The organism is Kitasatospora sp. NPDC001175, from assembly GCF_053598215.1.
Genome location: NZ_JBSFJU010000006.1, coordinates 108,398 through 130,556 on the forward strand (window position 1 = coordinate 108,398; position 22,159 = coordinate 130,556).

Below are 22,159 nucleotides of genomic sequence, written 5' to 3' on the forward strand. Positions count from 1 at the left end.
CGTGCCGAAGCGCACTGACATCAAGTCCGTCCTGGTCATCGGGTCCGGCCCGATCGTCATCGGCCAGGCGGCGGAGTTCGACTACTCCGGCACCCAGGCCTGCCGGGTGCTCAAGGCCGAGGGCCTTCGGGTCGTGCTGGTGAACTCCAACCCGGCCACGATCATGACCGACCCGGAGATCGCCGACGCCACCTACGTCGAGCCGATCACCCCCGAGTTCGTCGAGAAGATCATCGCCAAGGAGCGCCCCGACGCGCTGCTGCCGACCCTGGGCGGGCAGACCGCGCTCAACACCGCGATCTCGCTGCACAAGGCGGGCACGCTGGAGAAGTACGGCGTCGAGCTGATCGGTGCCGACGTCGAGGCGATCAACAAGGGCGAGGACCGCGACCTGTTCAAGGGCGTGGTGGACGCCGTCAACGCCAAGATCGGCTACGGCGAGTCCGCCCGCTCGGTGATCTGCCACTCCATGGAGGACGTCCTGGGGGGCGTCGAGACGCTCGGCGGCTACCCCGTCGTCGTCCGTCCCTCCTTCACCATGGGCGGCGCCGGCTCCGGCTTCGCCCACGACGAGGAGGACCTGCGCCGGATCGCCGGCCAGGGCCTGGCCCTGTCGCCGACCACCGAGGTGCTCCTGGAGGAGTCCATCCTCGGCTGGAAGGAGTACGAGCTGGAGCTGATGCGCGACAAGAACGACAACGTCGTGGTCGTCTGCTCCATCGAGAACTTCGACCCGATGGGCGTGCACACCGGTGACTCGATCACCGTCGCCCCGGCGATGACGCTGACCGACCGCGAGTACCAGATCCTGCGCGACATCGGCATCGCCGTCATCCGCGAGGTCGGTGTGGACACCGGCGGCTGCAACATCCAGTTCGCGGTCAACCCGACCGACGGCCGGGTCATCGTCATCGAGATGAACCCGCGCGTCTCGCGCTCGTCCGCGCTCGCCTCCAAGGCCACCGGCTTCCCGATCGCCAAGATCGCCGCCAAGCTGGCCGTCGGCTACACCCTGGACGAGATCCCCAACGACATCACCGAGGAGACCCCGGCCTCCTTCGAGCCGACCCTCGACTACGTCGTGGTCAAGGTCCCGCGCTTCGCCTTCGAGAAGTTCCCGAGTGCGGACGCCACCCTGACCACCACCATGAAGTCGGTCGGCGAGGCCATGGCGCTGGGCCGCAACTTCCCCGAGGCGCTCAACAAGGCGCTGCGCTCGCTGGAGAAGAAGGGCAGCCAGTTCTCCTGGGTCGGCCCGGTCGGCGACAAGAACGCCCTGCTGACGAAGGCGGTCGTCCCCACTGACGGCCGGATCAACACCGTCATGGAGGCCATCCGGGCCGGCGCCACCCCCGAGGAGGTCTTCGAGGCCACGAAGATCGACCCGTGGTTCGTCGACCAGTTGTTCCTCCTGGACGAGATCGCCGGCGAGCTCGCCGAGGCCGAGAAGCTCACCCCCGAGCTGCTCCGCCACGCCAAGCGGCACGGCTTCTCCGACCAGCAGATCGGTGAGATCCGCGGCCTGAAGACCGACGTGGTCCGCGAGCTGCGGCACGCGCTCGGCATCCGCCCGGTCTTCAAGACCGTGGACACCTGCGCCGCCGAGTTCGCCGCGAAGACCCCGTACTTCTACTCGTCCTACGACGAGGAGACCGAGGTCGCCCCGCGCAGCAAGCCCGCCGTCATCATCCTCGGCTCCGGTCCGAACCGGATCGGCCAGGGCATCGAGTTCGACTACTCCTGCGTGCACGCCTCCTTCGCGCTCGCCGAGGCCGGGTACGAGACCGTCATGGTCAACTGCAACCCGGAGACCGTCTCCACCGATTACGACACCTCCGACCGGCTCTACTTCGAGCCGCTCACCCTGGAGGACGTGCTGGAGATCGTCCACGCCGAGCAGCAGGCCGGCCCGGTGGCCGGTGTGATCGTCCAGCTCGGCGGCCAGACCCCGCTGGGCCTGGCCCAGGCGCTCAAGGACAACGGCGTCCCGATCGTCGGCACCCAGCCCGAGGCCATCGACCTGGCCGAGGAGCGCGGCGCCTTCGGCCGGGTGCTGAAGGAGGCCGGCCTGCCGGCCCCCAAGCACGGCACCGCCTTCTCCTTCGACGAGGCCAAGGCGATCGCCGACGAGATCGGCTACCCGGTGCTGGCCCGCCCCTCCTACGTGCTCGGCGGGCGCGGCATGGAGATCGTCTACGACGAGGCGTCGCTGGCCTCCTACCTGGAGCGGCACGCCGGTCTGATCTCCGAGCACCCGGTGCTGATCGACCGCTTCCTGGACGACGCGGTCGAGATCGACGTGGACGCCCTCTACGACGGCACCGAGCTGTACCTCGGCGGCGTCATGGAGCACATCGAGGAGGCCGGCATCCACTCCGGCGACTCGGCCTGCGCGCTGCCGCCGATCACCCTCGGCGGCTGGGACATCAAGCGGCTGCGCACCTCCACCGAGGCCATCGCGCGCGGTGTCGGGGTCCGCGGTCTGATCAACATCCAGTTCGCGATGGCCGGGGACATCCTGTACGTCCTGGAGGCCAACCCGCGCGCCTCCCGGACCGTGCCGTTCACCTCCAAGGCCACCGCCGTCCCGCTGGCCAAGGCCGCCGCCCGGGTCTCGCTGGGCGCGACCATCGCCGAGCTGCGCGCCGAGGGCCTGCTCCCGGCCGAAGGCGACGGTGGCACGCTGCCCGCCGACTGCCCGATCGCGGTCAAGGAGGCCGTGATGCCGTGGAGCCGCTTCCGCGACATCCACGGGCGCGGCGTGGACACCGTGCTCGGCCCGGAGATGCGCTCCACCGGCGAGGTCATGGGCGTGGACAAGGTCTTCGGCACCGCCTACGCCAAGGCCCAGTCCGGCGCGTACGGCGCGCTGCCGACCAAGGGCAAGGTCTTCGTCTCGGTCGCCAACCGCGACAAGCGCAACCTGGTCTTCCCGGCCCGCGCGCTGGTCGACCAGGGCTTCGAGGTGCTGGCCACCACCGGCACCGCCGAGGTGCTGCAGCGCGCCGGCATCCCCTCCACCCTGGTGCGCAAGCACAGCGAGGGCGAGGGCCCGGACGGCGAGAAGACCATCGTCCAGCTGATCCACGAGGGCCAGGTCGACCTGATCATCAACACCCCGTACGGCACCGGCGGCCGGATGGACGGGTACGAGATCCGCACCGCCGCCGTCTCGCGCGGTGTGCCGTGCCTGACCACCGTCCAGGCGATGGGCGCGGCCGTGCAGGGCATCGACATGCTGCTGCGCGGTGAGGTCGGAGTGATGTCGCTGCAGGAGCACGCGGCGCTGATCAACTCCGGCCGCAAGTAGTCCGATCCACTGTGGGGGGCGCCCGTCGGGCGGCGCCCCCCACACCCATGCTCGCCCGCCGCCACCCCCGACCGCCGGGCTCCGCCCGGCCCTTGGACCCGAAGGGCTCAACTCGCCGTGTACAAGCTCCTGTTCAACCTTCTCTTCAAGAAGATGGACCCGGAGAAGGCCCACCACCTGGCCTTCTTCTGGATCCGGCTGGCCGCCTCGGTGCCCGGGCTGCGCTCGCTGATCCGGCTGGTGCTCGCCCCGCGGGACCCGCGGCTGCGGACCGCCGCGCTCGGGCTCGACCTGCCGGGACCGTTCGGGCTCGGGGCCGGGTTCGACAAGAACGGCATCGGCATCGACGGACTGTCCATGCTGGGCTTCGACTTCGTCGAGATCGGCACCGTCACCGGTGAGCCGCAGCCAGGCAACCCGGAGCCGCGCCTGTTCCGCCTGGTCGAGGACCGCGCGCTGATCAACCGGATGGGCTTCAACAACCAGGGCTCCGCCCGGGTCGCCGCCCGCCTCGCGGCCCGCCCGCACACCAGCTCCACCCCGGTCATCGGCGTCAACATCGGCAAGACCAAGGTGGTCGACGAGGCCGATGCCACCGCGGACTACCTCAAGAGCACCGAGCGGCTCGCCAAGTACGCCGACTACCTGGTGGTCAACGTCAGCTCGCCGAACACCCCGGGACTGCGCAACCTGCAGGCCGTCAAGGTGCTCGGGCCGCTGCTGTGGGACGTGCGGAAGAAGGCGGACGAGGTCACCACGCGCCATGTGCCGCTGCTGGTGAAGATCGCCCCCGACCTGGCCGACGAGGATATCGACGAGATCGCCGACATGGCCATGCACCTGGAGCTGGACGGGATCATCTGCACCAACACCACCATCGGCCGGGACGGGCTGCAGGAGCCGGCCTCGCGGATCGAGGAGATCGGCGCCGGCGGGCTGTCCGGGGCCCCGCTCAAGGAGCGCTCGCTGGAGGTGCTGCAGCGGCTCCGGGCGCGCACCGAGGGGCGGCTGGCGCTGATCTCCGTGGGCGGGATCGAGACGGCCGAGGACGCCTGGCAGCGGATCGTCCACGGGGCCGACCTGGTCCAGGGGTACAGCGCGTTCATCTACGAGGGACCGTTCTGGATGCGGCGGATGCACAAGGGCCTGTCGGCCCGGCTGCGGGCGAGCGGGTACCGGACCATCGCCGACGCCGTGGGTACCGCGAAGGCGAGCTGACGGCCCCGCCGGAGCACCCCGGGGCGGCGGCGGGGCGGCTCCCCGACGGCGCGCGGCTCCGCGCGCCGTCGGTGCACCCCGCCGCACGGTGCCCGAATGCACGGGTGTTCGGACGAAGTGACAGGTTGCGGGGTGGTTTGGGAGAGTTCAGAGCGTCAACGTGCGCACAGGCCAGCCGAAAGGTGAACCACAGATGGCCAACCCCGTTCAGACACGAGCCGAGGTGCTCTCCCGGAGCGTCGAGGGCGGCTACCACCGCCTGTTGCTGAGTGCTCCCGAGGCGGCGCCACGGGTGAGACCCGGCCACTTCGCGACGCTGGCCTGCGCCGACTCCGGAAGGCTGCTGCGGCGGGCCCTCGCCATCCACCGGGCCGATCCCGAGGCCGGCACGATCGAGCTGGTCATCGCCGAACGCGGCGATGGCACGCGGGAGTTGGCCGCCACCCCGGTCGGCGGACGGCTGGACCTGATCGCCCCGCTCGGGACGCCCTTCCCGCTCCCGGACGGTCCCGTCTCCGCGCTGCTGGTGGCCGGCGGCTACGGCAGCGTGCCGCTGCTCCCGCTCGGCGAGGAGATCCGGCGCCGCGGCGGCCAGGTCGGCTTCATCCTGGGCGCGGCCGGCGCCGACCGGCTCTACGGGGTCGAACAGGCCCGGGCGATCACCCGGGACGTCCTGGTGGTCACCGAGGACGGCTCGGCCGGACTGACCGGCCGGGTCACCGACCCGCTGGCCCAGGCGATCAGGGCGATCGGCGCCACCGAAGTGCACGCCTGCGGCCCGATGCCCATGCTGCGTGCCGTCACCACCATCGCCCTCGGCCTCGGCGCCCGCTGCCACACCGCCGTGGAGGAGGCGATGGCCTGCGGCGTCGGCATCTGCATGACCTGCGTGCTGCCCGTGCTCGGCGCGGACGGGGTGAGCCGCTTCGTCCGCTCCTGCACCGAGGGGCCGGTCTTCGACGGCGCCAAGGTCCGCTGGGACGACATCGGAACCGTACCGCCGGACCTGGAGGGCGCCGCCGCGATGGGAGCCGCACGGTGAGCCGGGGCACGGAGCCGGTGGACCCGGGGGACGTCGACCTGACCGCGCGGTTCGGCCCGCTGACGCTGCCCAACCCGCTCACCGCCGCCTCCGGCTGCGCCGGGTACGGGCGGGAGGTGGCCAGGTTCTTCCCGCTGGACGCGCTGGGCTCGGTCACCACCAAGACCATCATGGCCGCCCCGCGGTCCGGGCTGGCCACCCCGAGGATGGCCGAGACCCCGTCCGGGATGCTCAACTCGATCGGACTGCCGGGTGCGGGCGTCGACGCCTTCGTCCGGCACGAGCTGCCCTGGCTCGCCGAGCGCGGCGCCCGGGTGCTGGTCTCGATCGCGGGGCAGCGGCTGGAGGAGTTCGCCGAGGTCGCCGAGAAGCTGGGCGGCCGGCCCGGGGTGATCGGCCTGGAGCTCAACATCTCCTGCCCCAACACCGCCGACCGCGGCCTGCTGTTCGCCGCCAACCCGGCCACCAGCTACGACGTCGTCCGCGCGGTGCGCGAGGTGGCCGCGGCCGAACTGCCGGTCTACGCCAAGCTCTCGCCGGACGTCGCCTCGATCACCGAGGTCGCCGCCGCCTGTGTCCAGGCCGGTGCGGACGGCCTGTCGATGATCAACACGGTCCTCGGCATGACCATCGACCTGGACACCCTGCGGCCCGCCCTGGCGGCCGGCGCCGGCGGCCTGTCCGGACCGGCCGTCCGCCCGATCGCCGTGCGCTGCGTCCACCAGGTGCACGCCGCGATGCTGGCCGGCCGGATCCCGCCCGTCCCGATCATCGGCATGGGTGGGATCCGCACCGGCCGGGACGCCCTGGAGTTCGCCCTCGCCGGGGCGAGCCACCTGGCCGTCGGCACGGCCCTGTTCAACGACCCAACCGCCCCCGTGCGGATCCTCGACGAGCTCCGCCGCGAGCTGGCCCGACGAGGCTTCGCCAAGTTCACCGACGCGGTGGGATACGCCCACCGCCCCGTCCCCACTGAAAGGCTCCCATGACCCTCGCCCCCTTCGGCGCTCGCCTGCGCCACGCCCTCGACACCCGCGGTCAGCTCTGCGTCGGCATCGACCCGCACGCCTCCCTGCTGAGCGCCTGGGGGCTCGACGACGACATCGCCGGGCTGGAGAGCTTCAGCCGCACCGTGGTCGAGGCGCTGGCCGGACAGGTGGCCGTGCTCAAGCCGCAGGCCGCCTTCTTCGAGCGCTTCGGCAGCCGCGGCATCGCCGTGCTGGAGCGCACCGTGGCCGAGGCCCGCGAGGCGGGTGCGCTGGTGCTCATGGACGCCAAGCGCGGCGACATCGGCTCCACCATGGCCGCGTACGCCGAGACCTTCCTCTCGCCCGCCAGCCCGCTGTTCTCGGACGCCGTGACGGTCAGCCCGTACCTGGGCTTCGGCTCGCTGCAGCCCGCGCTCGACCTGGCCCGGGCCAACGGCGCCGGCGTCTTCGCGCTGGCGCTCACCTCCAACCCCGAGGGCCACGAGGTGCAGCGCGCGGTCGCCGCCGACGGCGAGAGCGTCGCCCAGGGCGTGCTGCGCCGCCTGGCGGCCGAGAACGCGGGTGCCGAGCCGATGGGCTCCTTCGGTGCCGTGGTCGGTGCCACCCTGGCCGAGGCCGGGGTCGACCTGGACATCAACGGCCCGCTGCTCGCCCCCGGGGTCGGCGCCCAGGGTGCGACCGCCGCCGACCTGCCCCGGGTGTTCGGCGGCGCGGTGCGCCACGTGGTGCCCAGCGTGAGCCGCGACATCCTCAAGCACGGGCCCTCGGTGACCGCTCTGCGCGACGCTTCCGCGCGCTTTGTCGAGGAAATCAGTGCCGTACTGGAAAAGTGAGCAGCATCACATCTGTTCGCAAAACCTGCTTTCTGGCGGTTGATTTGTCCGAAAAAGTCCTGGTCGGCCTCGGCTGACCAGGACTTTTCGTGTTCTTTTCCTGACGCGCGGGCTCAAGTTGGGTAGTGTCCGGCGATAGGTCACCAAAGGGCTTCGCCAAGCGTTGCTCTTGCAGGTCAGAGCCATTAGGTTCCACTGCAACCGGTGTCCTTGGCACCAACAGTCATAGCTCATCCCTTCCTTACACATCCCGAGGTGAACGGCGTGGCTCTTCCGCCCCTTACCCCCGAACAGCGCGCCGCCGCGCTCGCCAAGGCCGCCGAAGCTCGCCGGCAGCGTGCCGAGGTCAAGAACAAGCTGAAGCACTCCAATGCCTCGCTGCGTGACGTGATCAAGGCGGGCAAGTCCGACGACGAGGTCATCGGCAAGATGAAGGTCTCCGCCCTGCTCGAAAGCCTCCCGGGCGTCGGCAAGGTGCGGGCCAAGCAGATCATGGAGCGTCTCGGGATCAGCGAGAGTCGCCGGGTGCGCGGTCTCGGCTCGAACCAGATCGCCTCGCTGGAGCGGGAGTTCGGTAACACCGCCTCCTGAGTCCGGCTGCCGGTTCGCAGCGTCCGGGCCCCCGTGGTCCCCGGAACGTCCGCGATCCGGGATAATCGGTGCATGAGTGAACGTCCGCGGCTGACCGTGCTCTCCGGCCCTTCGGGGGTCGGCAAGAGCACGGTCGTCGCTCATATGAGGCAGCAGCACCCCGAGGTCTGGCTCTCGGTGTCGGCGACCACCCGGCACCCGAGGCCCGGCGAGCAGGACGGGGTCCAGTACCACTTCGTCGACAACGACGAGTTCGACAAGCTGGTCGCCAACGGCGAGCTGCTGGAGTGGGCCGTCTTCGCCGGCAACCGCTACGGCACGCCCCGCCAGGCCGTCCAGGAGCGGCTCGACCGCGGTGAGCCGGTGCTGCTGGAGATCGACCTGCAGGGCGCCCGCCAGGTGCGCGAGTCGATGCCCGAGGCGCAGCTGGTCTTCCTGGCCCCGCCGAGCTGGGAGGAGCTGGTGCGCCGGCTCACCGGCCGGGGCACCGAGCCGCAGCACGTGATCGACGAGCGGCTGGCCGCGGCCAAGGTGGAACTGGCCGCCGAGACCGAGTTCGACGTCACGCTGGTCAACACGTCCGTCGAGCAGGTGGCGACCGAGCTGCTAGCCTTGCTCGGTGTAGTCTGACCAGATCGCTGCCGTAGTGGCAGCAATGCTGATCTGATCGGCGTTTTCGTTTCTTAGCCACCGTTTCGGAAGGTTTTCGCGTGTCCTCTTCCATGACCGCGCCCGAGGGCATCATCAACCCGCCGATCGACGAGCTGCTTGAGGCCACCGACTCCAAGTACAGCCTGGTGATCTACGCGGCCAAGCGTGCCCGTCAGATCAACGCCTACTACTCGCAGCTGGGCGAGGGCCTGCTGGAGTACGTCGGCCCGCTGGTGGACACCCACGTGCACGAGAAGCCGCTGTCGATCGCGCTGCGCGAGATCAACGCGGGCATGCTGACTGCCGAGGCCATCGAGGCTGCCTGAGCCCGTCGTCGAAGGGGCCCGTCGGACTTCACCGTCCGGCGGGCCCCTTCGCTGTGCGACAGACCACGGTGCCGGTGGGAACTGATGCGCCGTAGGGTGGGCGTAACCCGTCCGGAGGAGAGAGACCCCATCATGAACGCTCGCCCGGAGCAGCCCGACGCCCGCCGCGTCGTCCTCGGTGTCAGCGGCGGCATCGCCGCGTACAAGGCCTGTGAGCTGCTGCGGCGGTTCACCGAGTCCGGGCACCAGGTGACCGTGGTGCCGACCGCGGCCGCGCTGCACTTCGTCGGCGAGGCCACCTGGGCCGCGCTCTCCGGCCGCCCGGCCGCCACCGAGACCTGGGAGCGGGTGCACGAGGTCCCGCACGTGCGGATCGGTCAGCAGGCGGACCTGGTCGTGGTCGCCCCGGCCACTGCCGACCTGCTCGCCAAGGCCGCCCACGGCCTGGCCGACGACCTGCTCACCAACACCCTGCTCACCGCGCGCTGCCCGGTGGTGCTGGCCCCCGCCATGCACACCGAGATGTGGGAGAACCAGGCCACCCAGGAGAACGTCGCCACGCTGCGCCGCCGGGGCGTGATCGTGCTGGAGCCCGCCGTCGGGCGGCTCACCGGCGTGGACACCGGCAAGGGCCGGCTGCCGGAGCCCGAGCAGCTCTTCGAGGCCTGCCGCCGCCTTCTCGCCCGTGGCGGCCTGGAGCGGGACCTGGCCGGCCGCCATGTGGTGATCTCGGCGGGCGGTACCCGGGAGCCGCTCGACCCGGTCCGCTTCCTCGGCAACCACTCCTCCGGCAAGCAGGGCTACGCGCTGGCCGCCACGGCCGCTGCCCGGGGTGCCCGGGTCACCCTGCTGTCGGCCAACGCCACCCTTCCCGACCCGGCCGGGGTGGACGTGGTGCACGTCTCCACCGCGCTCCAGCTGCGCGAGGCCGCGCTGAAGGCGGTCCTGGACGCGGACGCGGTGGTGATGGCCGCCGCGGTGGCCGATTTCCGCCCGGCGGAGTACGCCACCGGCAAGATCAAGAAGGTGGACGGGGTGGACCAGCCGCCGATCACCCTGGTCCGCAATCCGGACATCCTCGCCGAGCTGTCCGCCGACCGCGCCAGGCCCGGCCAGCTGGTGGTCGGCTTCGCCGCGGAGACCGACGACGTCCTGGCCAACGGCCGCGCCAAGCTGGCCCGCAAGGGCTGCGACCTGCTGGTGGTCAACGAGGTGGGCGGCGGCAAGGCGTTCGGGCAGGACACCAACGCCGCGGTGCTGCTCGGCGCGGACGGCGCGGAGGTGGCCGTTCCCGACGGGCCCAAGGAGGCGCTCGCGGACCGGATCTGGGACGAGGTCGTGGCCCGGCTCGGGTGAACTTCCGCCGGATTCCGGGCGGAGCCAGGCGGGTTGTGAGCGGAGTTTGGTCGAGTGGCCGAAGATGAGTGATGAGTCTCAAGATTCCGATGTGACTGACGCCGACCGGTAGCTGACCGTTACACTCCAGGAATCAAGTCTTTCCGGATGCCTCCGGATCCCCGGAGGCGTTCAGTCAGCAGCCGCTGCAACCCCAGGGAGCGCTGTGTCTCGCCGCCTGTTCACCTCGGAGTCCGTGACCGAGGGACACCCCGACAAGATCGCTGACCAGATCAGCGACACCATCCTGGACGCTCTCCTCAAGGAAGACCCGACTTCCCGGGTCGCCGTGGAGACGCTGATCACCACCGGCCTGGTCCACGTCGCCGGTGAGGTCACCACCAAGGCGTACGCGCCGATCGCTCAGCTGGTCCGGGAGAAGATCCTGGAGATCGGATACGACAGCTCCAAGAAGGGCTTCGACGGCGCCTCCTGCGGTGTCTCGGTCTCGATCGGCGCGCAGTCCCCGGACATCGCCCAGGGTGTCGACACCGCGCACGAGCACCGCGTGGAGGGCGAGGACGACGAGCTGGACCGCCAGGGTGCCGGCGACCAGGGCCTGATGTTCGGCTACGCGTGCGACGACACGCCCGAGCTGATGCCGCTGCCGATCACCCTCGCGCACCGCCTCTCGCGCCGCCTGACCGAGGTCCGCAAGAACGGCACCATCCCGTACCTGCGTCCGGACGGCAAGACCCAGGTCACCATCGAGTACGACGGCGACAAGGCCGTGCGCCTCGACACCGTGGTGGTCTCCACCCAGCACGCGTCCGACATCGACCTGGACTCGCTGCTCACCCCGGACATCCGCGAGTTCGTCGTGGAGCCGGAGCTGAAGGCGCTCGCCGACCAGGGCATCAAGCTGACCACCGACGGCTACCGCCTGCTGGTCAACCCGACCGGCCGCTTCGAGATCGGCGGCCCGATGGGTGACGCCGGCCTGACCGGCCGCAAGATCATCATCGACACGTACGGCGGCATGGCCCGCCACGGCGGCGGCGCCTTCTCCGGCAAGGACCCGTCCAAGGTGGACCGCTCGGCCGCGTACGCGATGCGCTGGGTCGCCAAGAACATCGTCGCGGCCGGGCTGGCCCGCCGCGCCGAGGTGCAGGTCGCGTACGCGATCGGCAAGGCCGAGCCGGTGGGTCTGTTCGTGGAGACCTTCGGCACCGAGACCGTTCCGGTGCTGAAGATCCAGGAGGCCGTCACCAAGGTCTTCGACCTCCGCCCGGCGGCGATCATCCGCGACCTGGACCTGCTGCGGCCGATCTACTCGCTCACCGCGGCCTACGGCCACTTCGGCCGGGAGCTTCCGGAGTTCACCTGGGAGCGCACCGACCGCGCCGAGGCGCTGAAGAAGGCCGTCAGCGCCTGATCCGTCACCACCGCGTGCCCCGGGCGGCGGTCACCCCTCTCGCGGGGTGGCCGCCGCCCTGGTCTTTCCGGCGGAGCTTCCCCGGGCAGCGGACAAGGCCCGTCGGGGCCCCGGATCCACCGTCGGAAGGTGCCGTCGCCATGGCAGCGGCCCGGGCGTTTTGCCACGTTGTCGGTGGTGGGGGCTATGTTGGGCAGGCCCGGGGTGGTGGGTGTGTGGAGGGCGGATGAGCAGGACAGACGGTGCCGGTGAGCAGCTGGCGTTCATCCGGGAGACGGTCCGCAGGGCCAAACCCCGGACGTGGCGCGGCGCCCAGCTGGCGGATGACCTGCCGGTGGCGCGCGTACTGGTCGACAAGGGCCTGCTCCACCTCGACCAGTACTTCGACTACGCCGTCCCCGCCACCATGGCCGAGGAGGCGCAGCCCGGCGTACGCGTCCGGGTCCGCTTCGGCGCCCGGATCGTCGCGCCTGGCCGGCGCGAGGGCGGCGAGCTGCACAGCGGCTTCATCGTCGAGCGCCGGGCCGACTCCGACTACGCGGGCCCGCTCGCCCCGCTCGCCCAGGTGCTCTCCCCGGAGCAGGTGCTCACGCCCGCCCTGCTGCGGCTGTGCCGCACCGTCGCCGACCGGTACGCGGGCTCGCTCGCCGATGTGCTCCAGCTGGCGATCCCGCCCCGGCACGCGGGCGCCGAGTCCGAGCCCTCGCCGAAGCTGCTCCCGCCGCCGACCCGTCCCGAACCCGGCAGCTGGTCCCGCTATCCGCAGGGCGCGGACTACCTCGCGGCGCTGGCCCAGGGGCGTTCGCCGCGCGCGGTGTGGACGGCGCTGCCCGGGCCGAGCTGGCCGGAGGAGATCGCCCGGGCCGTCGCCGCGACCCTGGCCGGCGGCCGGGGAGCGCTGGTGGTCCTGCCGGACGGCCGGGCGGTGGCCCGGGTCGACCGCGCCCTGTCCGAGTTGCTCGGCGAGGGCCGGCACGCCGTGCTGGCCGCCGACCTCGGGCCGAAGGAGCGCTACCGGCGCTGGCTCGCGGTCAGCCGGGGCGCGGTGCGGGCCGCGATCGGGACACGGGCCGCGGTCTTCGCCCCGGTCCGGGACTTGGGCCTGGTGGTGGTCTGGTCGGACGGCGACAGCAGCCACAGCGATCCGCGCTCCCCGCACCCGCACGTCCGCGAGGTCGCGCTGCTGCGGGCCACCGAGGAGAACGCGGGCGTCCTGCTCGGCGGGCTGTCGATGACGGTCGAGGCGGCGCAGCTGCTGCGGACGGGCTGGGCGCGCCCGCTGGCCGCCGGACGGGAGACGGTCCGCGCCGTCGCCCCCCGGGTCCGGACGGTCACCGACCAGGACCAGGCGCGGGACGCGGCCGCGCAGGCCGCCCGGCTGCCCTGGCTGGCCTGGGAGGTCGCCCACGAGGCGCTGAAGCACGGCCCGGTGCTGATCCAGGTGCCCCGGCGCGGCTATGTGCCGAGGCTGACTTGCGGCCGGTGCCGTACGCCCGCGCGGTGCCGGCACTGCGGCGGACCGCTGGAGGCGGGGTCCGCGGGGGCGCCGCTGGACTGCGGCTGGTGCGGGCAGCCGGAGGCGGAGTGGCACTGCGCCGAGTGCGGTTCGTTCCGGCTGCGGGCGCAGGTGGTCGGGGCACGGCGGACGGCCGAGGAGCTGGGCAAGGCCTTCCCCCGGGTGCCGGTGCGCACCTCGGGACGCGACGCGGTGCTGGCCACGGTGTCCGGGGAGCCGGCGCTGGTGATCTCCACACCGGGCGCCGAGCCGGTCGCCGAGGGCGCCGGGTACGCGGCCGCGCTGCTGCTGGACGGCTGGACACTGCTGAACCGCCCCGACCTGCGGGCCGGGGAGGAGGCACTGCGGATGTGGACCGCCGCTGCCTCGCTGGTCAGGCCCGCCGAGCAGGGCGGCACGGTGGTGGTGGTCGCCGAGGCCACCGCGCGTCCGGTGCAGGCGCTGGTGCGGTGGGACCCGGCCGGTCACGCCGGGCTGGAGCTGGATGAACGGGCGCAGCTGCACTTCCCCCCGGTCTCCCGGATGGCCTCGGTGACGGGCGCGCCGAACGCGGTCGCGGACCTGCTGGCACTGGTCCGGCTCCCCGAGGGCACGGATGTGCTCGGGCCGATCGAGGTACCCGGCGGGCGGGGGGAGGAGCTGGAGCGCGCGCTGCTGCGGGTCGCACCCGGGCAGGGGGCGGCGCTGGCGAGCGCACTGAAGGCGGCGCAGATCGCCCGGGTGGCCCTGCGGACGTCGGATCCGGTCAAGGTGCGGATCGACCCGCTCGACATCGGCTGAGTCGGCCAGGGGGAGGGACGGGTGCTCGGGGGTGCGGGGAGGCGCGCGAGGCGACCGGCGCCGCGTTGTGCCGAGCCGCCGGTCGGTGGGCTGCACCGTCTCCGGGCCGGGAGGGGCGAGATGCCCCCCCGGGGGGGGAGAGGTGCGGCGCAGCGTTCCTCCGATTCGCGCGGTTCCCCGCACCCCCATGTGCTTGCCCGACTGCCCGGGCGAAGCCCGCCCGGGTTTCAGCCAGGTCCGGTCGGGTCCGGCCAGGTTCGGCCGGGTTTCAGCCGCGGATGGGGATGCTCGGGCGCTCCAGGCCGCCCTGGCGGGCGGCGGGGACGGTGCGGGTGAGCGGCTGGCCGCCCGCGGTTAGCTCCTCGCCGCGGTCCGGGCGGGCGGCCCCGGGCACGCCCGGGGCCGGTACGGCGGCTGCGAGCAGCTCGCTGCTCGGGCGCCGCATGCCGTACCGCCGGTGCACAGCCTGCTTGGTGACGCCCAGCGCGGAGCCGACCGAGTCCCAGGAGAAGCCCAGCGCCCGGTCGAACTCGACGGCGGCCGCGACCAGCGTCTCGACGCTCTCCCGCAGTTCCTGGGCGAGCCGCACGGTGGGGGCGGGCGCCCGCCCGTACACCACGAATCCGGCCGAGGTGCTGGGCCGGCGCGGCCGGTAGACGTTGCCCAGCTGGGCGGTGAGGGTGCGCAGCGCGTCCACCTGCCGCCGCACCCGCTCGATGTCCCGCACCAGCAGGTGCAGGCTGGCCCGCGCCCGCGCGTCGTGGTTGATCTGCTCGGCCATGGCCTTGGTGCCACCTCTCCGTACGGTGAATCCGGTCGGGACGCGTTCGCGTCCCGGTCAATCCCACTTGACCAACGCAGGACAGGCGCCGGGGTCACGCGCGCCGGCGAGACGGGATATGCCAGAAGCTGGGCCGAACGGGCGTCCCGGATTGCATAGACTGCCCTGTGGCCTTCGCCGGCCGCCCGAACCAGCCCCCGCCGAACCGCGCCGAACCCGTACCGACAGGAGCCCCCAGCCATGGCGATCCAGCCGATCCGGATCTTCGGCGACCCCGTGCTGCGCACCGTCGCGCGACCGGTGACCACCTTCGACAAGGAGCTGCGCGGGCTGGTCAGGGATCTCACCGACACCATGCTGGACGCCCCCGGCGCCGGCCTGGCGGCGCCTCAACTCGGCGTCTCGCTGCGGGTGTTCGCCTACAACGTGGACGGTGTGGTGGGCCATCTGATCAACCCCGACCTCAGCCTCAGCGACGAGGAGCAGGACGGCCCCGAGGGCTGCCTGTCGCTGCCGGGGCTGCGCTACGACACCAAGCGCGCGTACGGGGTGGTCGCCAAGGGCTTCAACATGCACGGCGACCCGGTGACCATCGAGGGTACCCAGCTGCTGGCCCGCTGCATCCAGCACGAGACCGACCACCTGGACGGGATCGTCTTCATCGACCGCCTGGACCGCGAGCAGCGCAAGGCCGCGCTCAAGGCGATCCGCGAGGCGGACTGGGGCGACGGGCCGGCGCCGACCGTCAAGATCTCCCCGCACAGCACCTTCGGTTCCGCCCGCTGATCCCCGTACGTCCCCAGAAAGGCACCCATGCGCCTCGTCTTCGCCGGCACCCCCGAGGTCGCCGTTCCCGCCCTGGACGCACTGCTGGCCTCCGACCGGCACGAGGTCGTCGCGGTGGTCACCCGCCCCGACGCCCCTGCCGGGCGCGGCCGCCGACTGGTCGCCAGCCCGGTCGCCCAGCGTGCCGAGGAGGCCGGGATCGAGGTCCTCAAGCCGGCCAAGCCGAGCGACCCGGACTTCCAGGCCAGGCTCACCGAGATCGCCCCGGACTGCTGCCCGGTGGTCGCCTACGGCGCGCTGCTGCGCCCCGGCACGCTGGAGATCCCCCGGCACGGCTGGGTCAACCTGCACTTCTCACTGCTCCCCGCCTGGCGCGGTGCCGCTCCGGTGCAGCACGCGCTGCTGGCGGGCGACGAGGTGACCGGCGCCTCCACCTTCCGGATCGAGCAGGGCCTGGACTCCGGCCCGGTGTTCGGCGTGCTCACCGAGGAGGTCCGCCCGACCGACACCAGCGGGGTGCTGCTGGACCGGCTGGCACACGCGGGCGCCCGGCTGCTGGTCGCCACCATGGACGGCATCGAGGACGGCACCCTGCAGGCCGTGCCGCAGCCCGCCGAGGGGGTCACCCTCGCGCCCAAGATCACTGTTGAGGACGCCAGGATCGACTGGTCGCTCCCCGCCCTGCGGGTCGACCGGGTGGTGCGCGGCTGCGCCCCCGCGCCCGGCGCCTGGACCACCTTCCGGGGCGAGCGGCTCAAGCTCTCCGGCCCGGTCAGGCTGCTCCCGGCGGCCACGGAGCTGGCGCCCGGCGAGTTGGCGGTCGCGAAGAACAGCGTCCGGGTCGGCACCGGCAGCCATGAGATCGAGCTGGGCGAGGTCCAGCCGCAGGGCAAGAAGCCGATGCGCGCGGCAGACTGGGCCCGAGGGGTCCGGATCGAGTCCGGCGAGCGGCTCGAGGGCTGACCGCCGGCGGTCCGGTCGCGCGGTCCGACCATCAGTCGAGTGGAGAGCCGATGATCTGCGCTCTGATGATCCGGCAGTCTGTCGGATGACAGTCAGCAGGTCCGATGAGTGGTAATCGAATAGCCGGTTTTCCGGTGGTCCGATTGTCCGCCCTGTGGTTGTCCGGTCGTCCGTCCAATGAAAGTCGGTCAAGCGGACAACCTACTTCGCGGTCAACTCCGCAGCCGATTCGGCAACCGACTCCGTAACCGACTCCGCAGCAGACGAACTCACACGAGTTCAGACCGACCCAGCAGATAACCAACGCAGCACTTTCGAGGCACAAAGTGAGCACCCCCAGCGCCAAGCGCGCCCCCCGCCCGCACCGCCGTCCCAAGAAGGACCCGGCCAGGATCGTCGCGTTCCGCGCCCTGCGCGCCGTGGACGAGCGCGACGCGTACGCCAACCTGATCCTCCCCTCCCTGCTGCGCGAGGCCGAGCAGAAGGGCATGGACCGCCGGGACGCCGCACTCGCCACCGAACTGGTCTACGGCACCCTGCGCCTCCAGGGCACCTATGACGCGATCATCGCGGCCTGCATCGACCGCCCGCTGCGCGAGGTGGACCCGCCGGTACTGGACGTGCTCTCGCTCGGTGCCCACCAGCTGCTCACCACCCGGATCCCCACCCACGCGGCGGTCTCCGCCACCGTCGAGCTGGCCCGGGCGGTGCTCGGCGAGGGACGCGCCAAGTTCGTCAACGCCGTGCTGCGCAGGATCAGCGCGCACGACCTGGACACCTGGGTGGAACAGGTCGCCCCGCCGTACGAGGAGGACGCCGAGGACCACCTCGCGGTGGTCCACTCGCACCCGCGCTGGGTGGTCTCCGCGCTCTGGGACTCGCTCGGGCGCTGGCAGCCCGGGGCCTGCGGCCGGACCGCGATCGAGGAGCTGTTGCACGCCGACAACGAGCGCCCCGAGGTGACCCTGGTCGCTCGCCCGGGCCGGGTGACGGTGGCCGAACTGCGCGAGACGCTGCCGCAGGCACAGGCCGGACGGTGGTCGCCGTACGCCGTCACGCTCGCCGAGGGCGGCGAGCCCGGGGGCATCGACGCGATCCGGGAGAACCGGGCCGGAGTCCAGGACGAGGGCAGCCAACTGGTCGCGCTCGCGTTGGCCAACGCCCCGGTGGAGGGCGCCGACCGGCTCTGGCTCGACGGCTGTGCGGGGCCCGGCGGCAAGGCCGCGCTGCTCGGCGCCCTCGCCGCCGAGCGCGGCGCGGCGCTGGTCGCCTCGGAGCGGCAGCCGCACCGGGCCCGGCTGGTCGCCCGTGCGCTGGACGGCAACCCCGGCCCGTACACGGTGATCACCGCTGACGGCACCCGCCCGGCCTGGCGGGAGGGTTCCTTCGACCGGGTGCTGGTGGATGTGCCGTGCTCCGGGCTCGGTGCGCTGCGGCGCCGGCCGGAGGCGCGGTGGCGCCGGCGGCAGGACGACATCCCGGGCTTCGGGCCGCTCCAGCGCGAGCTGCTGCGTTCGGCGATCCGGGCCGCCAGGGTCGGGGGAGTGATCGGGTACGCGACCTGCTCGCCGCACCTCGCCGAGACCCGGGCGGTGGTCGACGACGTACTGCGGTCGGAGACCGGGGTGGAGTGGATCGACGCCCGTCCGCTGCTGGCCGGGGTGCCGGCGCTGGGGGAGGGGCCGGACGTTCAGCTCTGGCCGCATCTGCACGGGACCGACGCGATGTACCTGGCGCTGCTGCGGCGCACCGCGTAGGACCCTTCGGCGAAGGGGTACCCGCTCGGGGTCGCTCCCTGCCGGCCCGGCGGCCGCGACCGTCGAGGGGTCGCGAACTGCCGGGCGGTCGTGGGTGGTTGGAGAGTCGAACGGCCGAGCGTACGGGCAGCCGTCGACCCGTGGCACCTCGGGTCGCGGTGGCTCGGTCCCTTCCGACGAACGGCATCGTGGTCGGGAGCACGGTCAGGGACTGCACGTTGGCGTCGAGCGGCATCGACGCCATCCTCTGCGGCGCGGAGTGCCGCAGACCGGGTGGACCGCGCCGTCGAGGTCACGCCCGTTGCTTCCGGGGCGGTGCGGGCGGTGCCGTGGTGTCCGCTCCGCGAACGGTGGCGGGGCGGGCGTGTTCGTCACGTCCGGTCCGGCGGCCCGCGTCCGATCCGCTTCCGGTGGCGGGACGGATCGGGAGGTCGCTCGCGATGAATGCGTCCAGCCGCTCCTCGGCGGGCAGCCGCTCGGCCAGTTCCCAGGCGAGCATGCGGTGCAGGCCGTCGAGGTGGATGAGGCCCTCCCTGATCCGCAGGTCCGAGTAGTCGGAGTGCGGCACCGGGCGGGTGCTGAGGTAGACCGGGGTGAACGGTGCGTGCCGCAGCAGCCGGAGCTTGGCCGCGCACACCGGGTTGGCCTCGGCCCACTCCGCCCCGCCCGACCGGATGCGCTCCGCGGCCTGCGCCACCGTCAGCCCGGACCGGGGGACGAGTTCGAGCCTGCCGCCCTCGCTGAGGTGCCAGGGCAGGATGACGCCGAGCACCTCCGCCCGCGAGAGCCGTACCCGCCACCAGGTGCCGAGCAGTTGTTCGGCACGCTCGAGGTTCTGCTCCCCGTCCTGATTGCTGTTCGCCTCGTGCGCCCCTTCGAGCGGGTGGTCCTGGAGGAAGGTCTCCCGCACTTCGGCGAACGGGGCCGGGCCGGCGATGTCCACGGTGGTGCCTTTCAGGCGGTGCTGGCGTACTTGGTGAAGTATCGCTCAGCGAACAGCTCCGGCCACCAACGGCCGTCCAGGTGGAGCTCCCGGGCCCGGGCGAGCACCCGACGCCAGAAGGGGCTTGACCGGGCGCCAGCGCGCAGCCACCTGGCAGGGCGCGCGCAACAGCGGGCGGTGGGTGAGGCGTTCACCGTGGCCGCCGGCAGCTCCAGCTGCAGGACCGGTGGCGTGCCGTGGGTGACCGGATCGGTGCGGGCGGCTATCGAGTGCGCGCGGACCCTCGTCGTTCACGCCTCGCAGAGCGCGGTGAGGATGCGCTGCAGCAGGCGGTCGAAGACGGCGTCCGGAGCGGTGGGCGCGGGGCCTTCGGCGAGGACCTGGGTGAGCCGGGGGTACTGGCCGGTCGCGGCGACGCCTTGGAGGTAGCTCACCATGTCGGTGATCCAGCGGGGGGAGCGGCCGGTCGTCGAGTGTTCCCAGTCGGCGAACTGGCAGAGGAAGCCGTTGAGTTGGGCCATCGCCTCCATCTTGCCGGAGCCGGTCAGCTCGGTCGCGGCCATGACGCCGAGGAAGTACTCGGTGTAGCGCAGGCCGTTCGGTCCCAGCGAGGGGCGGGCGGCGATCAGCCGGGGCGCCCAGCTGTGGCGGCGCAGGACGGCGAGCTGCATGGTGGCCAGCGCCGTGAGATCGGCCCGCCAGTCACCGGAGGGTTCGGCGGGGAGCTCGTACTCGCCGGCGATCTGGTCGACCATCAGGTCGAACAGGTGCTCCTTCTTCGGGACGTAGTTGTAGAGCGACATCGTCCCGGCGCCGAGTTCGGCGGCGACCTTGCGCATGGAGACCGCGTCCAGTCCCTCGGAGTCCGCGATTCGGACCGCGGCTTCCGCGATCGAGGACCGGCTGTGTGCGGGACGCGGTCCCCGGCCGCTGTGCTCCGGTTGGAGCCAGATCAACTCGGGGGCTTCGGACTGGCGGGACGGCATTGCGAATGATCACCTCGCAGCCAGTTTACTTAAGTACACCGTACGTAGTAACGTCCTGGGCATGTTCTACGTACGCTGTACCTAGAAAGGCGACAGTATGACCGAGACAGCCATCGCCGTCGCAGGTCTGCGCAAGCGCTTCGGCAAGTCCGAAGCCCTGCGCGGCCTCGACCTGACCGTCCCGGCCGGCACCGTGTGCGGCCTGCTCGGCCCCAATGGTGCGGGGAAGACCACCGCCGTACGGGTGCTCGCCACCCTCGCGGCACCCGACGCGGGCACCGCCCGGGTCAACGGCTATGACGTGGTGCGCCAGAGCGCCCAGGTCCGCCGCTCGATCGGGCTGGCCGGGCAGTACGCGGCCGTCGACGAAGGCATCACCGGGCGGGACAACCTCCACCTGGTCGGGCGCTTCCACGGCCTCGGCGGCCGGGGCGCCCGCCGCCGCGCCGGCGAACTGCTCGAACGCTTCGGCCTCAGCGAGGTCGCCGACCGCCTGGTCCGCACCTACTCCGGCGGCCAGCGCCGCCGCCTCGACCTGGTCGCCAGCCTGGTCACCGCCCCGCCCGTGCTCTTCCTGGACGAGCCCAGCACCGGCCTCGACCCGCGCAGCCGGCAGGAGATCTGGGAAACGGTGCGGGGGTTGGCGGACAGCGGCACCACCGTGCTGCTCACCACGCAGTACCTGGAGGAGGCGGACCGGCTGGCCGACGCCGTCGCCGTGATCGATCGCGGGGTGGTCATCGAGTCCGGTACGCCTGCCCGGCTCAAGGCCGCGATCGGCACCCGGATCGAGGTCACCGTTGCCGATGCCGCCCAACTCGACCGTGCGAAAACGGTGTTGACCGTCCTTGCGGCCGGGGAGCCGGTGGCCGACCCGGCCGAACTGCGGGTCGCGGTCACCTCCGCGGCCGGCCGTGACATCGCGCTGCCGCAACTGGTCCGCGAGCTCGACGCCGCTGGAGTGGCCACCCGGGACGTGGCCCTGCGCACGCCCTCGCTGGACGACGTCTTCCTCGCACTCACCGCCGCACCCCGGAAGGCCGCCCGATGACGATCACCGCCCTCGCCCCGGTGTCCGCCGCCTCGCCGCGCCGGTCCCGGCCGGTCGCCGACACCCTGACCTCCGCCGCCCGGGTCCTGCTGGCCTACCGCCACTCGCCGGGCCTGATCCTCGCCTCGCTCGCGGTTCCCGTCGTGATGGTGCTGGTCTTCGGGTACGTCTTCGGCAGTGCGATGACCGTGCCCGGTAGCGGGAACTACCGCGAGTTCCTGATCCCCGGCCTGTTCGTGATGGTCGCCGTCAACGGGCTGATGCCGACCATGGTCGGCGCTGCCCGGGACGTCGGCCGGGGCATCGCCGACCGGCTGCGCTCGATGCCGGTCTCCCGCGGCGCGCTGCTGCTCGGTCAGGCGCTCGCCGACCTGCTGGTGGGCCTCGTCGTCCTGGTCCCGCTCGCCCTGGTCGGCCTCGCCGTCGGCTGGCGGATCCGCGACGGCATCACGTCGGCGCTCGGCGCGTACGGGTTGCTGGTGCTGTTCCGGTTCGTGATGACCTGGGTCGGCATGTACCTGGGGCTGGCCGTCGGGAAGGAGGAGGTCGCCGGCCAACTCTCGGTGCTCACCTTCCCGTTGGCGATGGTGACCAACGCCTTCGTACCCACCGGAGGGATGCCGGGCTGGCTGCGCGCCGTCGCCGAGTGGAACCCGGTCAGCGCCGTCGTGGCTGCCTGCCGCGAGCTGTTCCACAACCCGGGAGCGGCCGGCGAGGCCTGGCCTATGCAGCATCCGGTCACCGCGACGCTGCTCTGGTCGGGGCTGCTGCTGGCGGTGTTCGCTCCGCTGGCTGTGCGCAAATTCGCTTCACACGGGCGGTAGTCGGTCCGTTCGGGTCGGGTGCTGGACAAGCGGGCCGGTGCG

19 protein-coding genes are annotated in these 22,159 nt (G+C 72.3%); 16 read left to right on the forward strand and 3 right to left on the reverse strand.

Going from position 1 to position 22,159, the window contains the following annotated elements; all coding sequences use genetic code 11:
* Position 1 precedes the first annotated feature (1 nt).
* From carB to ACWDAK_RS06930, 11 genes are all read left to right on the forward strand, one after another.
* Entirely contained in the window at positions 2–3,310 is a 3,309-nt protein-coding gene (carB, locus tag ACWDAK_RS06880; RefSeq protein ID WP_344637218.1) for a carbamoyl-phosphate synthase large subunit, read from the forward strand.
* A gap of 117 nt (positions 3,311–3,427) precedes the next feature.
* The gene (locus ACWDAK_RS06885) at positions 3,428–4,528 is read left to right on the forward strand and encodes a quinone-dependent dihydroorotate dehydrogenase (protein ID WP_344637219.1); all 1,101 of its coding nucleotides are present in this window, start codon (positions 3,428–3,430) and stop codon (positions 4,526–4,528) included.
* Positions 4,529–4,721: 193 nt separating this feature from the next.
* Entirely contained in the window at positions 4,722–5,570 is an 849-nt protein-coding gene (locus ACWDAK_RS06890) for a dihydroorotate dehydrogenase electron transfer subunit (protein ID WP_344637220.1), read from the forward strand.
* Positions 5,567–6,559, forward strand: coding sequence for a dihydroorotate dehydrogenase (locus ACWDAK_RS06895; protein ID WP_427394531.1), 993 nt, complete (start codon positions 5,567–5,569; stop codon positions 6,557–6,559). The genes ACWDAK_RS06890 and ACWDAK_RS06895 overlap by 4 nt, the downstream gene beginning before the upstream one ends.
* Positions 6,556–7,392 carry an orotidine-5'-phosphate decarboxylase gene (pyrF, locus tag ACWDAK_RS06900; RefSeq protein WP_427394530.1) on the forward strand — a complete coding sequence of 279 codons (837 nt, stop codon included), beginning with the start codon at positions 6,556–6,558 and terminating at the stop codon, positions 7,390–7,392. The genes ACWDAK_RS06895 and pyrF overlap by 4 nt, the downstream gene beginning before the upstream one ends.
* Before the next feature lie 264 nt (positions 7,393–7,656).
* A complete protein-coding gene (mihF, locus tag ACWDAK_RS06905; protein ID WP_344637223.1) occupies positions 7,657–7,983 on the forward strand; it encodes an integration host factor, actinobacterial type in 327 nt (108 codons plus the stop codon).
* A gap of 72 nt (positions 7,984–8,055) precedes the next feature.
* Positions 8,056–8,613 carry a guanylate kinase gene (gene gmk, locus ACWDAK_RS06910; RefSeq protein ID WP_344637224.1) on the forward strand — a complete coding sequence of 186 codons (558 nt, stop codon included), beginning with the start codon at positions 8,056–8,058 and terminating at the stop codon, positions 8,611–8,613.
* Positions 8,614–8,693: 80 nt separating this feature from the next.
* A complete protein-coding gene (gene rpoZ / locus ACWDAK_RS06915; RefSeq protein WP_030240625.1) occupies positions 8,694–8,960 on the forward strand; it encodes a DNA-directed RNA polymerase subunit omega in 267 nt (88 codons plus the stop codon).
* 132 nt (positions 8,961–9,092) lie between these two features.
* On the forward strand, positions 9,093–10,316 hold the full coding sequence (gene coaBC / locus ACWDAK_RS06920; protein WP_344637225.1) for a bifunctional phosphopantothenoylcysteine decarboxylase/phosphopantothenate--cysteine ligase CoaBC: 1,224 nt from the start codon (positions 9,093–9,095) through the stop codon (positions 10,314–10,316).
* Positions 10,317–10,521: 205 nt separating this feature from the next.
* Complete coding sequence (gene metK, locus ACWDAK_RS06925; RefSeq protein ID WP_344637226.1) at positions 10,522–11,730, forward strand: methionine adenosyltransferase; 1,209 nt, start codon at positions 10,522–10,524, stop codon at positions 11,728–11,730.
* 226 nt (positions 11,731–11,956) lie between these two features.
* The gene (locus ACWDAK_RS06930; protein ID WP_427394529.1) at positions 11,957–14,026 is read left to right on the forward strand and encodes a primosomal protein N'; all 2,070 of its coding nucleotides are present in this window, start codon (positions 11,957–11,959) and stop codon (positions 14,024–14,026) included.
* 268 nt (positions 14,027–14,294) lie between these two features.
* On the opposite strand, the gene ACWDAK_RS06935 is transcribed toward ACWDAK_RS06930, so the two are convergent.
* The gene (locus ACWDAK_RS06935; protein WP_344637228.1) at positions 14,295–14,807 is read right to left on the reverse strand and encodes a hypothetical protein; all 513 of its coding nucleotides are present in this window, start codon (positions 14,805–14,807) and stop codon (positions 14,295–14,297) included.
* Between the two features lie 240 nt (positions 14,808–15,047).
* Here ACWDAK_RS06935 and def point away from each other — a divergent pair, with 240 nt between their 5' ends.
* The 3 genes from def to ACWDAK_RS06950 all read left to right on the forward strand — a co-directional run bounded on the left by def (position 15,048) and on the right by ACWDAK_RS06950 (position 18,313).
* Positions 15,048–15,593, forward strand: coding sequence for a peptide deformylase (gene def, locus ACWDAK_RS06940; protein WP_344637229.1), 546 nt, complete (start codon positions 15,048–15,050; stop codon positions 15,591–15,593).
* A 27-nt stretch (positions 15,594–15,620) separates the two neighbouring features.
* Positions 15,621–16,556 carry a methionyl-tRNA formyltransferase gene (gene fmt, locus ACWDAK_RS06945; protein ID WP_427394528.1) on the forward strand — a complete coding sequence of 312 codons (936 nt, stop codon included), beginning with the start codon at positions 15,621–15,623 and terminating at the stop codon, positions 16,554–16,556.
* 326 nt (positions 16,557–16,882) lie between these two features.
* Positions 16,883–18,313, forward strand: a complete 1,431-nt coding sequence (locus ACWDAK_RS06950; protein WP_344637231.1) for an RsmB/NOP family class I SAM-dependent RNA methyltransferase — start codon at positions 16,883–16,885, stop codon at positions 18,311–18,313.
* Positions 18,314–18,605: 292 nt separating this feature from the next.
* On the opposite strand, the gene ACWDAK_RS06955 is transcribed toward ACWDAK_RS06950, so the two are convergent.
* Together ACWDAK_RS06955 and ACWDAK_RS06960 are read right to left on the reverse strand one after the other, a co-directional pair.
* Positions 18,606–19,256: a DUF6309 family protein gene (locus ACWDAK_RS06955; protein WP_344637232.1), complete on the reverse strand. Its 651-nt coding sequence runs from the start codon at positions 19,254–19,256 to the stop codon at positions 18,606–18,608.
* 290 nt (positions 19,257–19,546) lie between these two features.
* On the reverse strand, positions 19,547–20,242 hold the full coding sequence (locus ACWDAK_RS06960; protein ID WP_344637233.1) for a TetR/AcrR family transcriptional regulator: 696 nt from the start codon (positions 20,240–20,242) through the stop codon (positions 19,547–19,549).
* A gap of 97 nt (positions 20,243–20,339) precedes the next feature.
* Between ACWDAK_RS06960 and ACWDAK_RS06965 the strand changes: the two genes are divergently transcribed.
* Complete coding sequence (locus ACWDAK_RS06965) at positions 20,340–21,293, forward strand: ATP-binding cassette domain-containing protein (RefSeq protein WP_344637234.1); 954 nt, start codon at positions 20,340–20,342, stop codon at positions 21,291–21,293.
* Complete coding sequence (locus ACWDAK_RS06970; RefSeq protein ID WP_427394527.1) at positions 21,290–22,117, forward strand: ABC transporter permease; 828 nt, start codon at positions 21,290–21,292, stop codon at positions 22,115–22,117. The genes ACWDAK_RS06965 and ACWDAK_RS06970 overlap by 4 nt, the downstream gene beginning before the upstream one ends.
* Positions 22,118–22,159 lie beyond the last annotated feature (42 nt).